Origin of the sequence: Aeromonas sp., assembly GCF_050252055.1 — a bacterium.
GTDB classification, from domain to species: Bacteria; Pseudomonadota; Gammaproteobacteria; order Enterobacterales; family Aeromonadaceae; genus Aeromonas; species Aeromonas caviae.
Genome location: NZ_JBFWLQ010000004.1, coordinates 57,084 through 70,879, shown reverse-complemented (window position 1 = coordinate 70,879; position 13,796 = coordinate 57,084). Strand labels below are relative to the sequence as shown.

Genomic DNA, 13,796 nt, shown 5'->3' with positions numbered 1-13,796 from the left:
GTTATGGCTGGCAGGATCCCGCAATCCTTTATCGATGATCTGCTCGTACGCACGGACATAGTCGAGTTGATCGACTCCCGTGTGCGGTTGAAGAAAGCCGGTAAGAACTACCAGGCTTGCTGCCCTTTTCATAACGAAAAAAGCCCCTCCTTTACCGTCAGCCAGGAGAAGCAGTTCTATCACTGTTTCGGTTGTGGTGCCCACGGCAATGCCATCGGCTTTGTCATGGAGTACGACGGCCTGGAATTCCCCGATGCCATCGAAGAGCTGGCAAGCCTGCACGGTATGCAGGTCCCCCGTGAGCAAACGGCGGGTGGATCAAGCCATAGCCAACCAGCCGTCAGCAAGGATCTGTTCGAGCTGATGAACCAGATTGCGCGCTTCTACGAGAGCAATCTCAAGAACGCGCCTCAGGCGGTGGAGTATCTGAAAGGCCGGGGCCTGACTGGCGAGGTGGTCAAGCGCTTCAACATCGGTTATGCCCCTGGGGACTGGGATCAGGTGCGTCGCCGCTTTGGCGCCAGTAGGGAGCACGAACAACTGCTGATTTCGGGCGGTATGCTGATCCCCCGTGACAGCGGCCCGGGCAGCTACGATCGTTTCCGCGATCGCATCATGTTTCCGATCCGGGACAAACGCGGCCGGGTCATCGGCTTCGGTGGCCGAGTGCTGGGGGATGGCACGCCCAAGTACCTGAACTCCCCCGAAACCCCCATCTTCCACAAGGGGCGAGAGCTGTTCGGCCTTTATGAGGTCAAGCAGGCACACAAGGATCCGCGCCGGATCCTGGTGGTAGAAGGCTACATGGATGTGGTGGCGCTCGGCCAGTACGACATCGACTATGCGGTGGCGGCACTGGGGACTGCGACCACCAGCGATCACATCCACACCCTGTTCCGTACCACGGCAGAGGTGGTCTGTTGCTACGACGGCGACAACGCCGGTCGGGAAGCGGCCTGGCGGGCGCTGGATAACGCGCTCTCCCACCTGCAGGACGGCCGTGAACTCAAGTTCGTCTTTTTGCCGGATGGCGAGGATCCCGACTCGCTGGTACGCCAGATCGGCAAGGAGGGGTTCGAAGCGCTGCTCGACAAGGCCCAGTCGTTTGCGGATTTCATGTTCGAACGCCTCGGGCGCGATGCGGCTCTTTCCGGTGAGGCAGGCAAGTTTGAAGTGGCCAACAAGGCCGCCGAGCTGATTCGTCGGGTACCGGAAGGTTTCACTCGCGAGGGGTTGATTACCCGACTTTCCAGCATGATGCGCTGGGGAGAAAACAAGCAGCGGATTGCCGAGCTGTTTGCCCGCAACAGCCAGCCCAAGGCGGAAGTTAACAAACCCAAGGCGACCAAACTGACGCCGATCCGCAGGGCTCTGGCCCTGATGGTGCAGTATCCGGCGATCACCGCCGAGCTGCCGGCCATGCCCGAGTTGGCCGGGCTGCGCCTGCAGGGGATCCCTTTCCTGCTGCAACTGCACCAGCAGATCCTGATCCAGCCGGGAGTGACAACGGGTATCCTGCTGGAGCATTGGCGCGGCACAAAAGAGGGAGAAATACTTGCCCAGCTGGCGATGCATGACCTGTTTGAAGAGGTAAAGCTCGACCAGGAGCCCGATATTCTGGGAGAATTACAGGATACCTTTGTCGGTTTCATCAACCTTTTCCTGAAGCAACGGATCGAAGAATTGCAGGCCAAGGTGGCGCAGGAAGGGCTAAGCTCTGAGGAAACTCAGGAGCTGATGATGCTGATCAGAGAGGTGCAGATTGAGAAAAGAAATGAGAGTGGGGCTTGATATTTGAGTGAGCAGTCCCAATATGAATAGCGTTGCCCGAATCGACGGGATTGAAAGCAAACACTTTATAACCACCTGGCCCCGACAACACTGCGGGCAGGGGTTTCTCATGACCGACGCCGCAACCAGACATAGCATGTCTGGCGGTTTTCTATTAGAATTGGCTATTTGCGCAGCAGCGCACTGTACGCGCAACCTAGCAACACCAACCGGATGAGTTCTATGGAGCAAACCCCGCAGTCTCAGCTTAAACTCCTCGTTGCCAAAGGTAAAGAACAGGGCTACCTGACCTATGCCGAGGTGAACGATCACCTCCCGCAAGACATTGTCGATTCAGACCAGATCGAAGACATCATCCAGATGATCAACGATATGGGCATTCAAGTGGTTGAAAACGCTCCGGATGCCGATGACCTTATCATGGCTGAAGGTGGTACCGCCGATGAGGACGCTGCCGAAGCAGCGGCCCAGGCTCTGGCATCTGTTGAATCTGAGATTGGTCGCACGACCGATCCCGTCCGCATGTACATGCGGGAAATGGGTACCGTCGAACTGCTGACCCGCGAAGGCGAGATCGACATCGCCAAGCGGATCGAAGACGGTATCAACCAGGTACAAAGCTCCGTCGCCGAGTACCCTGAAGCCATCACCTATCTGCTCGAACAGTACGACAAGTACGAAGCCGAGCAGCTTCGCCTGTCCGACATCATCTCCGGCTTCATCGATCCGAACGAAGTGGATGACGTGGCGCCGACCGCCACTCATATCGGCTCCGAGCTCAGCGAGGACGACCTCGCCGACGAAGACGAAGACGAAGATGAGGACGAAGACGAAGACGGTGACAACTCCGACGATGACGGCGACGGTGGCCCGGATCCGGAAGTCGCTCGCGAGAAATTCGGCGAACTGCGTGCCCAGTACGAGGTGACTCGTCTCTCCATTCAGCAGAATGGTCGTGCCCACGACGACACCCAGAATGCCATCGCCCAGCTGGCCGATGTCTTCCGTCAATTCCGCCTGATGCCCAAGCAGTTCGATCGCCTGGTCAACAATATGCGGGAGATGATGGAGCGTGTCCGCGTGCAGGAACGCATCATCATGAAGCTCTGCGTTGAGCAGGCCAAGATGCCGAAGAAGACCTTCGTCGCGGCCTTCACCAACAACGAGTGCGAAACTGCCTGGTTCGAATACCAGAAGCAGGCCGGCAAGGCGTGGTCTCCCCGCCTGCTCGAGATGGACGAAGAAGTACTGCGTTCGATCGGCAAGCTGCAGCAGATCGAAGAAGAGACCGGTCTGTCCATCGCCCAGATCAAGGACATCAACCGCCGCATGAGCATTGGTGAGGCCAAAGCCCGCCGTGCCAAGAAAGAGATGGTCGAGGCCAATCTGCGTCTGGTTATCTCCATCGCCAAGAAGTACACCAACCGCGGTCTGCAGTTCCTGGATCTGATCCAGGAGGGCAACATCGGTCTGATGAAGGCGGTCGACAAGTTCGAATATCGTCGCGGCTACAAGTTCTCGACCTATGCCACCTGGTGGATCCGTCAGGCCATTACCCGCTCCATCGCGGATCAGGCCCGTACCATCCGTATCCCGGTGCACATGATCGAGACCATCAACAAGCTCAACCGTATCTCCCGCCAGATGCTGCAGGAGATGGGTCGTGAACCGAACCCGGAAGAGCTGGCCATGCGCATGGGCATGCCGGAAGACAAGATCCGCAAGGTACTGAAAATCGCCAAGGAGCCCATCTCCATGGAGACGCCCATCGGTGATGATGAAGACTCCCACTTGGGCGACTTCATCGAAGATACCACCCTGGCTCTGCCAGCGGATGCGGCCACCAGTGAGAGCCTGCGCAACGCGACCCGCGAAGTGCTGGCCGGGCTGACCGCACGGGAAGCCAAGGTACTGCGCATGCGCTTCGGTATCGACATGAACACCGACCACACCCTCGAGGAAGTGGGCAAGCAGTTCGACGTCACCCGTGAGCGTATCCGTCAGATCGAAGCCAAGGCCCTGCGCAAATTGCGCCATCCGAGCCGCTCGGAAGTGCTGCGCAGCTTCCTGGACGAGTAGTCCCGGGTTCTGTCAGCCTGACATAGCAACAAAAAGCCCCGCCATGCGGGGCTTTGTTTTATCCGTGCTGGCATGGGCGTGAAGAGGGGTCATGGAACCGCTTGAATATGGATGAAATCTCGCCAAGTGGTTGATCTGACTATGGACGGGGTATCCGCCATCCCCTATAATCCACGCCGCTAACCAGCATCAATGGCCCCTTAGCTCAGTTGGTCAGAGCAGTCGACTCATAATCGATTGGTCGTGGGTTCAAGTCCCCCAGGGGCCACCATTTTCAGACAAAGCCGCTCTTTTGAGCGGCTTTGTCGTTTCTGGCGCTCACCAGCGCCTGTCCAGATCCTCGGCATAGAGCGCCATGGCGCGCCGGTAGGGGAGCAGGGCGGGATCCGTGGTGGTGGTCGCGAGGATCCCCAGCAGCGTCTCCATCCCCTCCTTGCTGCGCCCCAGGTTGTAGCAGGTCATGGCACGAAACACCTTGAACTCCACGGCATCGGGGAAGCGGGACAGGGCCTCGTCAAAGGTGGCCAGCGCCTCGGCATGGCGGCCCGTGGTGCGATAGGAGCTGCCAAGTCCAAGCAGGGCTCCGCGCAGCGACGACTCGCCAAGCCCCAGCGACACGGCCTTCTGATAGAGGGGAATGGCCTCGGCCTCTCGCCCCAGCATGTCGTGCAGTCCGGCCACTTCGTAATGCAGCTCTGCGTGGGCCGGGTGCACGATGAGTTGCAGCAGACCGTGCTGACGGGCTTCCTCGATCCGTCCCTCTGCCTTGAGGGTGTTCAACTGTTTCATATGCGCTCCTGCATGGGGATGAAGGATCAGTATGCCTGCCGACAGGCTGGCGGGGAACGGGTCATGGGGCCATGAAAAAGGCCTCCCGCCGATGGCGGGAGGCCTGGCTCGGCGCCGGGGCGCAATCGCCCTGGCGTGTGTCCAGCCTTACTGGGCGCTCAGGCTGTAGGCCAGGGTCTGGTCGTTGAAGCGCACCACATAGGCACCGACCACTGCCGTGGTGATGTCTGCCCCGGCCAGCTCGGCCACGCCATCCTTGTTGGTGTCGCCGTAGTTCTGGGTCCAGTCCCCCTTGACGTCGAACTTGAAGCGCTGGCCACCGTTCCCATCACCGCTGCCGGTGAAGGTGACGCTGGCCTGCCAGAGGTGAGCCCCGACCAGGGACATGGGGGTGGTGCCCCAGTTGTTGGTGGTGCCGCGAATGTTGAGGCTGGCGACATTCTTGGCATAGGTGACGCTCACCGGAGTCAGGCTGTATTGCAGGGTCTGATCGTTGAAACGTACCCGGTACTGGCCGATGACCGGGGTCAGGATGTCACTGCCGGTCAGTTCGGCCACGCCGTCCTTGTTGGTGTCGCCGTAGTTCTGGGTCCAGTCCCCCTTGACGTCGAATTTGAAGCGCTGGTTGGTCTGACCGTCGAAGGTGACCAGGGCTTCCCACTGATTGTCGGCGATCAGCGTCATGGCAAGGGATCCCCAGGCATTGGGGGTGCCGCGGAAGTTCAGGGTGGGCAGTACGCTGGCGTAGGTGCCGTTGTCGTCGGTGACGGTCACGGTGGCGCTGGCACTGGCGGTCAACCCTTCCGCATCGGTCACGGTGACCGTCACGGTATGGGTACCCGGGGTATCGAACCGGACTGTCTCCGTGGCGGCGGTGCCCCCGCTGGACCAGCTGTAGCTCACCACGCCGCCGTCATCGCTGGAAGCGGAGGCGTCGAACACCACGCTCTCACCCGCCTTGACGCTGAGGGTTTTGGGGGAGAGGGCGGCGACCGGTGCCTGGTTGCTGGTGAGGGGGGTGACCGTGTAGCGCAGATCGCTCTCGCTCAGGGTGATGCGGTAGGTGCCCGCCCCGCTGACCAGGATATCCTTGCTGCTGCCCTTGTCGGCGATGCCATCCCCTTCGTTGTCGCCGTAGTTCTCGGCCCAGTTGCCGAAGACGTCGAACTTGAAGCGCTGGGCACCGGTGGCGTCACCGTTGCCGGTCAGGGTGAGGGTGGCGGACCAGACACGGTTGGCATCGACGGTCATGGGGGTATTGCCCCAGGCGTTGTGGGTACCGCGCAGGTTCATGCTGCTGAACTTGTTGCCCGGCAGGACGGAACCACCGCAGGGGCTGGCCTTGGTGCAACCGGCGATGATGGCGGCCGCCTTCATGCCGGGGATGTTCAGGCTGGCCTTGCCGCTGCCATCGACGGTGACATAACCGCCGCTGCAGTAGTCATTGCCCCCCAGGAGGTTGCAGTACTCGCCGGCCGGCAGGCCGGTCTGCACCGAGGCCACCAGGCTGCCGCTCTCGTTGTTGATGGCGACGAAGCCCTTGTCACCGCGGCTGAAGGCGATCTGGTTGTTGCCGTTGTCCCACCAGTTGCTGACGGGCTGGCCTTCGGTCCGGTTGTGGAACAGGGCCATGTTCATGATGGTCGGTCGGCGCTGTTCGCAGTTCCACTGGCTGTCCGTGCAGGGCGTGCTGCCCGGCGCCCCCTTGTCGGTTTCATAGGTGCCCATGTTTTCAAAGCGATAGCCCGACATCACCTGCTTCCAGCCATAGGGCCAGGCCATCATGAAGGTGTTGGCCAGATCGTAGCGGGCACCGCTCATGAAGGTGAGCATGCCGCCACCGCCGTGGCCGCGTTCGCGGTCGTGGTTGACCACGAAGACGAAGGCCTTGTTGGAGGGGAGCAGGCCCCAGCTCTCGCCCAGGGTCTTGAGGTTCTTGATCTGGCCGTTGAAGTTGGCGGCGAGATCGGTGCCGTATTTGAAGTCGGTGACGGTGTCGATATAGGTGTAGCGGCCCGGCTGAATGTCGGGGGACTCCCCGCCTGCGCCGATCACCTCCAGGTAGGCCCTGGGGCTGCCCGCCTTGTCGAGGATGGCCTTCACATCGGCCGGCGCCATGTGCTTGGCCGCATCGATGCGAAAGCCCGCCACGCCCCAGCCGAGCAGGGTCTTCATGTAGGTGGCGATCTGATCCTGGACGTAGGATGAGCCGGTATTGAGGTCTGGCATGCCGTAGAGGGCGCCGTTCCAGACGTTGTTGCTGTCACCGTAGTTGGTGATGTCGCCGCTGTGATGGAAGTCGTTGTAGCCGAACTGGGGATATTGGTATTGCCCCGAGTTGTAGCTGCCGCCGCCGGTGGCGGTGCCCGAACCCGATGCCAGCTGGTTGAAGACAGCGTCGGCATAGACCTTGACCCCGGCCGCGTTGCAGCGGGCGATCATGCTTCTGAGCTCTGCCTCGCTACCACCGAAGCTGTTGAAATTCTTGAAGCTGACCGGTTGATAGACGGTCCACCAGACCTGGCTGCCCTGCTTGTGCTCGGCGGGCGGGGTGATCTGGACGCCACCGAACCCCTTGGGCCCGAGCACGGTCTCGCACTCGTTGGCGATGTCGTTGAACTTCCATTGGAACAGGTGAACCATGACTCCTTCGGCGCTGGCAGTGTGGCTGAAAGAGCCGAGTGCCGCCGCCAGCAGGGCGGTTCGAAACAGTGTGTTGTGCATGACGATTTTCCCTTCGATCTTGTTATTGACGTATCACTGTCGTGTAGTCGAACGGACAACAAACAACCTCGTTCAGCTCCGTAGCATTCATGAAATCGACGTGGTTGAAAATCGAACAGGCTGAATTAATTAAGAAATGTGAATGAAAATGCTTTCATGCCATTCGGTGGCAGCAGGAGGATACAGAGGGGAGCAGATCGGTGCGAGATCCCGTCAAGCGGGTAGCGAAGGGGATGAACAGGGGCCCCGCTGGGCCCCGTGAACGTTCAGACGTTGGGTTCCTGCTGCCCGGCACTGGCCCGGGCACGACGCCCTGGCAGCATGCGGGTAACCAGGTTGCTGCGCTGGCGCCAGGAGGTGTAGGCGATGGCGCACAGGTGCAGGGCTATCATGCCCTGGAGTGCCCAGGTGCACCACTCGTGCCAGTCGTCCGCCCCCAGATCGAAGCCGGTCTCGGTGTTCTGGAACCAGCCGGTCCCTGCGGTGGCGAGTACCAGCAGCCAGAGTGCCCAGACCGCCAGCTTGCCGCTACCGTGATGGCCCGGGGTGGGCGGGGTCCGTTCGCGCAGGGCGTCGGCCTGATGGCGAAAATCCTCCCGGCTCGGGATGAGGGCGCGCAGGCGGGCGTGGCCGCGAGCGAAGGTGAGCCCCCACAGCAGGCGTATGCCGATGAGCACCATGACGGCGTATCCCATCCGCTCGTGCCACTCCTCGCCCGCCTCGTTGAGCCAGAGGTTGCCGATACAGATGGCCGCCACACCCCAGTGGGTGAGGCGCACCAGAGCATCCCAGTGGAAGGGATCAGCCTTTCTGCTTGGCATAGTTGTGGTACTCCTTCTTCAGGTCGTTGACCTTGGCCAGGTGCTCGCGCGCCTTGGCTTCGTCACCGGCCTGGAGGGCTGCCAGGCTGGCATCCAGCTCGGTCTGCACTTCGGTCATGCCTTCCAGGAACTTCTCCTTCTTGGCGGCGGGCATGTTCTTGCCCTTGGCGACGTCCAGCTGGGCCTTCATCTCCTTGATGTATTTCTCCATGGTGGCCGCGTCGTCGGCCTTGACGGCCTGCTTGTAGTTGAAGCCGATCTTCTTCATCGGCTGCTCCAGATCGCCGGCCATGGCAGGCAGGGCCATCAGGCCGAACATCAGGGGCAGCAGCAGGGGACGCACAGTTTTCAGCATGGGATTTCCTTATGAGACGACGAGATTGCAGGTTGTTATAGCACTCATTTGAGTGCGGTTTCACGCATCATGATGCCATGAAAGGACGATCATTGTATGAAGAAAGTGCGACCAATTGTGACGAATTGTGCAGGGGATTGCTGTGGGAATGTAGCCGAAAGAGAACGGCCACCGGATCTCGCCTCCGGCAGGGATACAAGGGCGCGCATCTGGCCCGGGAAGGGGCCCACAGGCAGTGAATCATGCTGCCATTTTTTTATCACACATCGGTTTTTTAAAGTCAGGTGAGTTTTTCAGGTGTTTTTGTTTTTGAAAGCCACCACCCATGGACGATTCCACTGCTCGCACAGACGCCGTGCAACAAAAAAAGGGCCCGCAGGCCCTTTGAGTGATCGGGATCCGGCCCTTATTCGGCCTGCTCGCGCTCGATGGCACGCCAGCCGATGTCCTTGCGATAGAAGATGCCGTCCCACTGGATGCGGCCAGCCAGGGCATAGGCCCGCTGCTGGGCTTCCTGCACCGTGTGGCCGAGGGCGGTGGCGCACAGCACGCGGCCACCCTGGGTCAGGCTGGTGTGTCCTTCCAGGCGGGTGCCTGCATGGAACACCTTCTCCCCTGCCACTTCGTCCACCGGCAGGCCACTGATGGGGTGATTGCTGGCGTAGTCGCCGGGATAGCCACCCGCTGCCAGCACCACGCCGATGGCGGCACGGGGGTCATAGACGGCTTCCTTCTGATCCAGCTGGCCGGCACAGGCGGCGAGGCAGAGATCCACCAGATCGGACTGCATCCGCAGCATGATGGGCTGGGTTTCGGGGTCGCCGAAGCGGCAGTTGAACTCGATCACCTTGGGGTTGCCCTCGGCATCGATCATCAGGCCGGCGTAGAGGAAGCCGGTGTAGACGTTGCCCTCGGCCGCCATGCCGCGCACGGTCGGCATGATCACCCGTTCCATCACGCGCTGGTGCACCTCGTCGGTCACCACGGGCGCCGGGGAGTAAGCCCCCATGCCGCCGGTGTTGGGACCGGTGTCACCGTCGAAGGCGCGCTTGTGATCCTGGCTGGTGGCCATGGGCAGCACGTGCTCGCCGTCCACCATGACGATGAAGCTCGCCTCTTCCCCGTCCAGGAACTCCTCGATCACCACCCGGGCGCCGGCATCGCCGAAGGCATTGCCGGAGAGCATGTCACGCACCGCCGCTTCCGCCTCGTCGAGGGTCATGGCGACGATCACCCCTTTGCCGGCGGCCAGACCGTCGGCCTTGATGACGATGGGGGCGCCCTTCTCGCGCAGATAGGCCAGCGCCGGCTCCACCTCGGTGAAGTTCTGGTAATCGGCGGTGGGAATGGCGTGGCGGGCCAGGAAGTCCTTGGTGAAGGCCTTGGAGCCTTCCAGCTGGGCAGCGGCGGCGGTCGGGCCGAAGATGGTCTGATCGGCGGCGCGGAAGGCATCGACCACCCCTTTCACTAGGGGGGCTTCCGGCCCGACGATGGTGAGGCCGACCTGGTTCGCCTTGGCGAAGGCCAGCAGGCCCTCGATGTCGGTGGCCTGGATGGCGACGTTCTCGATGCCCGGCTCAAGCTGGGTGCCCGCATTGCCCGGTGCCACGAAGACCTGGGTCACCAGGGGGGAGTGTTTGGCCTTCCAGGCCAGGGCGTGTTCACGGCCGCCGTTGCCAATGATCAGTACTTTCATCGTCTCGCTCGCTTCTGTCTGAGTTCACTGGCGCTGCGGTGGCAACCTGCCAGTGGAAAGGATCCGGTGCTAAAGAGGCAGGGCCGCCATCGGCGGCCCTGGGCTGTCAGTGACGGAAATGACGCATGTTGGTGAACACCATGCACATGCCGTGTTCGTTGGCGGCGTCGATCACCTCCTGGTCGCGCATCGAGCCACCTGGCTGGATGACGCAGGAGATGCCCGCGGCAGCGGCGGCATCGATGCCGTCGCGGAACGGGAAGAAGGCGTCGGAGGCCATGACGGAGCCCGCCACGGTCAGCCCTTCATCCTCGGCCTTGATGCCGGCGATCTTGGCAGAGTAGACGCGGCTCATCTGGCCGGCGCCCACGCCGATGGTCTGGCCGTTCTTGGCGTAGACGATGGCGTTGGATTTGACGAACTTGGCGACCTTCCAGCAGAACAGCAGATCCTGCAGCTCGGCCTCGGTGGGTTGACGCTGGCTGACCACGGTCAGATCCCCCAGGGTCACCATGCCCAGATCGCGCTCCTGCACCAGCAGGCCGCCGTTGACGCGCTTGAAGTCAAAGCCTTGCGCCGGGGCAGTCCACTGGCCGCACTCCAGCAGGCGCACGTTCTGCTTGGCGGCGACCGCCTCGCGGGCTGCCTGGCTGATGCTGGGGGCGATGATCACTTCCACGAACTGGCGGGCGACGATGGCCGCGGCGGTCTCGCCGTCCAGTTCGCGGTTGAAGGCGATGATGCCGCCAAAGGCCGAGGTGGGGTCGGTCTGGTAGGCGCGATCGTAGGCTGCCAGCAGGTCGTCACCGATGGCGACGCCGCAGGGGTTGGCATGCTTGACGATGACGCAGGCCGGTTCGCTGAACTCCTTCACGCACTCCAGCGCCGCATCGGTGTCGGCGATGTTGTTGTAGGAGAGGGCCTTGCCCTGCAGCTGGATGGCGCTTGCCACCGAGCCCGGCGCGGCTTGCTCTTCGGCGTAGAAGGCGGCAGCCTGGTGGCTGTTCTCGCCGTAGCGCATGTCCTGCTTCTTGATGAACTGGCTGTTGAAGGTGCGGGGGAAGCGGGACTCTTCGTCGCCTTCCTTGTTTTCGCCGTAGGAGGGCACCAGGGTGCCGAAGTAGTTGGCGATCATGCCGTCGTAGGCGGCGGTGTGCTCGAAGGCGGCGATGGCCAGATCGAAGCGGGTGGAGAGGGTCAGGCTGTTGCCGTTGCCATCCATCTCGGCGATGACGCGGTCATAGTCGGAGGCCTTAACGACGATGGTGACGTCCTTGTGGTTCTTGGCAGCGGAGCGGACCATGGTCGGGCCGCCGATGTCGATGTTCTCGACGGCGTCTTCCAGGGTGCAACCGGCTTTGGCCACGGTGGCGGCGAAGGGATAGAGGTTGACGACGACCATGTCGATGGGGGAGATAGCGTGCTCGGCCATGATGGCGTCATCCCGGTCGCGACGGCCGAGAATGCCGCCGTGTACCTTGGGATGCAGGGTCTTGACCCGGCCGTCCATCATCTCGGGGAATCCCGTGTAGTCGGACACCTCGGTCACCGGCAGGCCCGCATCGGCCAGCAGCTTGGCGGTACCACCGGTGGAGAGCAGGGCCACACCACGCGCGTCGAGTGCCTTGGCAAATTCCAGGATGCCAGTCTTGTCAGACACACTCAGCAGTGCACGGCGAATGGGTCGAGCTTGTTCCATCACACTATCGTCCTCAGCATAACGGGGACCGTTCCATGGGAGGCGAGGCTCAACACACAGAGAGTCCCCAAATAAATGGAAGTGGGGGATTTCGCAAACCACTCTCGCCCGGGGCGGCCGTTGGCAAAAGCGTTTTAGGAAATGCCCGCTTGACGCGACGCTCTCTTGTGGGCGCGTATTCTACACAAAAAATGTGACCTGTGGTGGATTTTTTAAAGAGACAAACCCTTGTGGGATGCGGCGTTAAACGTTTTCTGGTGAATTTTTGTGAAACGTTTGTCTTTTCAGTGTTTTGGGGATAAATGGCCGGCAAGTGGGGGGTTAGCTGCTGCTTTCCTGCCTTTGACTGGCAATCGCCGGGCAAAGAGGTGATAGTGGAGGCCGGTTTATATTGAGTACCATGTCGGGAATGTCATGCGGGGGGAGAAGACCATGTATCGGATCGGTGAACTGGCCAAGGCGTGCGGGGTGAAGGCCGACACCCTGCGCTTTTACGAGAAGAACGGCCTCATCTCGCCGGGCATTCGCAACGAATCCGGCTATCGCCTCTACGGGGAGCAGGACAGGCGGCGGCTGGAATTCATCATCCGCGCCAAGTCGGTGGGCTTCTCCCTCGCGGACATCGGCGAGCTGCTCGCCCTGGACACCAACAAGGCCAAGGTCACCTGCCAGGAGGTAAAGGCGGTGGCCGACACCAAGCTCGAACAGGTGGAGCAGAAGCTCCTGGAGCTGACCCGTTTTCGCGAGAACCTCAAGGCTCTCTCCGACATCTGCTGCGGCGGCCCGCGCTCGGCGGAGCACTGCGCCATCCTCGAGACCCTGGAGTCCGGCGCCCCTTCCCGCCACGAGCACCACGACCATGAGCACTGAGCTGCGCCGGCCCCGGGTCTCCGCCTTTCTCGCCCTCTCCCTCGACGGTTTCATCGCCGGGGAGGGGGGCGATCTGGCATGGCTGGCCCCCTATGGTGGCGACGGGCCGGAGGAGACCGGCTACAGCGCCCTGATGGCGAGCGCGGACACCCTGCTGATGGGGCGCAACACCTACGATATCGTGAGCGCCTTTCCCGAGTGGCCCTACGGGGACAAGCCGCTGGTGGTACTGACCCACAGGCCCGCCGACCCCCGTCCTCGGGTCTCCTTCCGGCAGGGGGCGCTGGCGCAGGTGCTGGACGAGTTGTGGCAGGGGGGAAGCCGTCACCTTTATCTGGATGGCGGGGAGCTGGTGAGGCAGGGTCTGCAGGGGGCCCTGGTGGACGAGCTGACCCTGTTCTGGGTGCCGGTCACCCTGGGGGGCGGGATCCCGCTCTTTACCGGGCCTCTCCCCGCAGGGTTGAGACCGGTGTCGAGCGCCGTGCTGCCAAGCGGCCTGGTGCGGGTTATCTATCACCCCGCCTGACAGCTTGCACGGGGGAGGCAAGAGGCGCACAATCGGCGCGTTTTTCGCCACCTGCCCTTCCAGGCAGGGATGATAGGCAAACACGACAACCCCATCAAGGAGCCCATATGGCCAAGAAGAAGGTGACCTGTGTCACCGCCGAACCCGCCTGCGAACATCAGCGCGGCATCATTCAGGACAACCACCTCAAGGCACTGGTGACCTCCCCCCTGTTCCAGGCCCGGGTCGAGCCGAGCAAGAAGGGTAAGGGCAGCTATCAGCGCAAGGCCAAGCACGGCAAGCGGTGGGAGCCCGGCCAACAGCAGATGGTAAGCGTCTGCTGCTGAGCGGGTTCCTGCTTTGGAACCTGTCCACGATCTTGCTGCGAGGCCGTGATCAAGGCTCATGCGCTGCTCGCAATCCTCATGTGTACTTACACACTCCGGTTCCTGCGCTGCTCTTCACCT

At 61.8% G+C, this 13,796-nt stretch carries 11 protein-coding genes and 1 tRNA gene; 6 read left to right on the top strand and 6 right to left on the bottom strand.

The window, feature by feature from the left end; translation table 11 throughout:
* The first annotated feature begins 3 nt into the window (after positions 1-3).
* The 3 genes from dnaG (at position 4) to AB7E19_RS08425 (ending at position 4,141) form a co-directional block, all read left to right on the top strand.
* Positions 4-1,791, top strand: coding sequence for a DNA primase (gene dnaG, locus AB7E19_RS08435; protein WP_427934952.1), 1,788 nt, complete (start codon positions 4-6; stop codon positions 1,789-1,791).
* 183 nt (positions 1,792-1,974) lie between these two features.
* Positions 1,975-3,870: an RNA polymerase sigma factor RpoD gene (rpoD, locus tag AB7E19_RS08430; protein WP_263639565.1), complete on the top strand. Its 1,896-nt coding sequence runs from the start codon at positions 1,975-1,977 to the stop codon at positions 3,868-3,870.
* A gap of 194 nt (positions 3,871-4,064) precedes the next feature.
* Positions 4,065-4,141 (top strand) — tRNA-Ile (locus AB7E19_RS08425).
* A gap of 47 nt (positions 4,142-4,188) precedes the next feature.
* Here AB7E19_RS08425 and AB7E19_RS08420 read toward each other — a convergent pair.
* From AB7E19_RS08420 to purH, 6 genes are all read right to left on the bottom strand, one after another.
* On the bottom strand, positions 4,189-4,659 hold the full coding sequence (locus AB7E19_RS08420; RefSeq protein ID WP_427934950.1) for a tetratricopeptide repeat protein: 471 nt from the start codon (positions 4,657-4,659) through the stop codon (positions 4,189-4,191).
* A 147-nt stretch (positions 4,660-4,806) separates the two neighbouring features.
* Positions 4,807-7,383, bottom strand: coding sequence for an alpha amylase C-terminal domain-containing protein (locus AB7E19_RS08415; RefSeq protein ID WP_427934949.1), 2,577 nt, complete (start codon positions 7,381-7,383; stop codon positions 4,807-4,809).
* A gap of 266 nt (positions 7,384-7,649) precedes the next feature.
* Positions 7,650-8,204, bottom strand: a complete 555-nt coding sequence (locus AB7E19_RS08410; RefSeq protein ID WP_103243703.1) for a cytochrome b/b6 domain-containing protein — start codon at positions 8,202-8,204, stop codon at positions 7,650-7,652.
* On the bottom strand, positions 8,185-8,559 hold the full coding sequence (locus tag AB7E19_RS08405; protein WP_010675612.1) for a cytochrome b562: 375 nt from the start codon (positions 8,557-8,559) through the stop codon (positions 8,185-8,187). Before AB7E19_RS08405 ends, AB7E19_RS08410 begins: the two co-directional genes overlap by 20 nt.
* Before the next feature lie 406 nt (positions 8,560-8,965).
* The gene (gene purD, locus AB7E19_RS08400; RefSeq protein ID WP_275873640.1) at positions 8,966-10,255 is read right to left on the bottom strand and encodes a phosphoribosylamine--glycine ligase; all 1,290 of its coding nucleotides are present in this window, start codon (positions 10,253-10,255) and stop codon (positions 8,966-8,968) included.
* Between the two features lie 106 nt (positions 10,256-10,361).
* On the bottom strand, positions 10,362-11,954 hold the full coding sequence (gene purH / locus AB7E19_RS08395; RefSeq protein ID WP_010675610.1) for a bifunctional phosphoribosylaminoimidazolecarboxamide formyltransferase/IMP cyclohydrolase: 1,593 nt from the start codon (positions 11,952-11,954) through the stop codon (positions 10,362-10,364).
* Between the two features lie 432 nt (positions 11,955-12,386).
* Here purH and zntR point away from each other — a divergent pair, with 432 nt between their 5' ends.
* From zntR to AB7E19_RS08380, 3 genes are all read left to right on the top strand, one after another.
* On the top strand, positions 12,387-12,824 hold the full coding sequence (zntR, locus tag AB7E19_RS08390) for a Zn(2+)-responsive transcriptional regulator (RefSeq protein WP_041211075.1): 438 nt from the start codon (positions 12,387-12,389) through the stop codon (positions 12,822-12,824).
* Entirely contained in the window at positions 12,814-13,350 is a 537-nt protein-coding gene (locus AB7E19_RS08385; protein WP_010675608.1) for a dihydrofolate reductase family protein, read from the top strand. Before zntR ends, AB7E19_RS08385 begins: the two co-directional genes overlap by 11 nt.
* 107 nt (positions 13,351-13,457) lie before the next feature.
* The gene (locus tag AB7E19_RS08380; RefSeq protein ID WP_042016330.1) at positions 13,458-13,676 is read left to right on the top strand and encodes an alternative ribosome-rescue factor A; all 219 of its coding nucleotides are present in this window, start codon (positions 13,458-13,460) and stop codon (positions 13,674-13,676) included.
* The last annotated feature ends 120 nt before the right edge of the window (positions 13,677-13,796 follow it).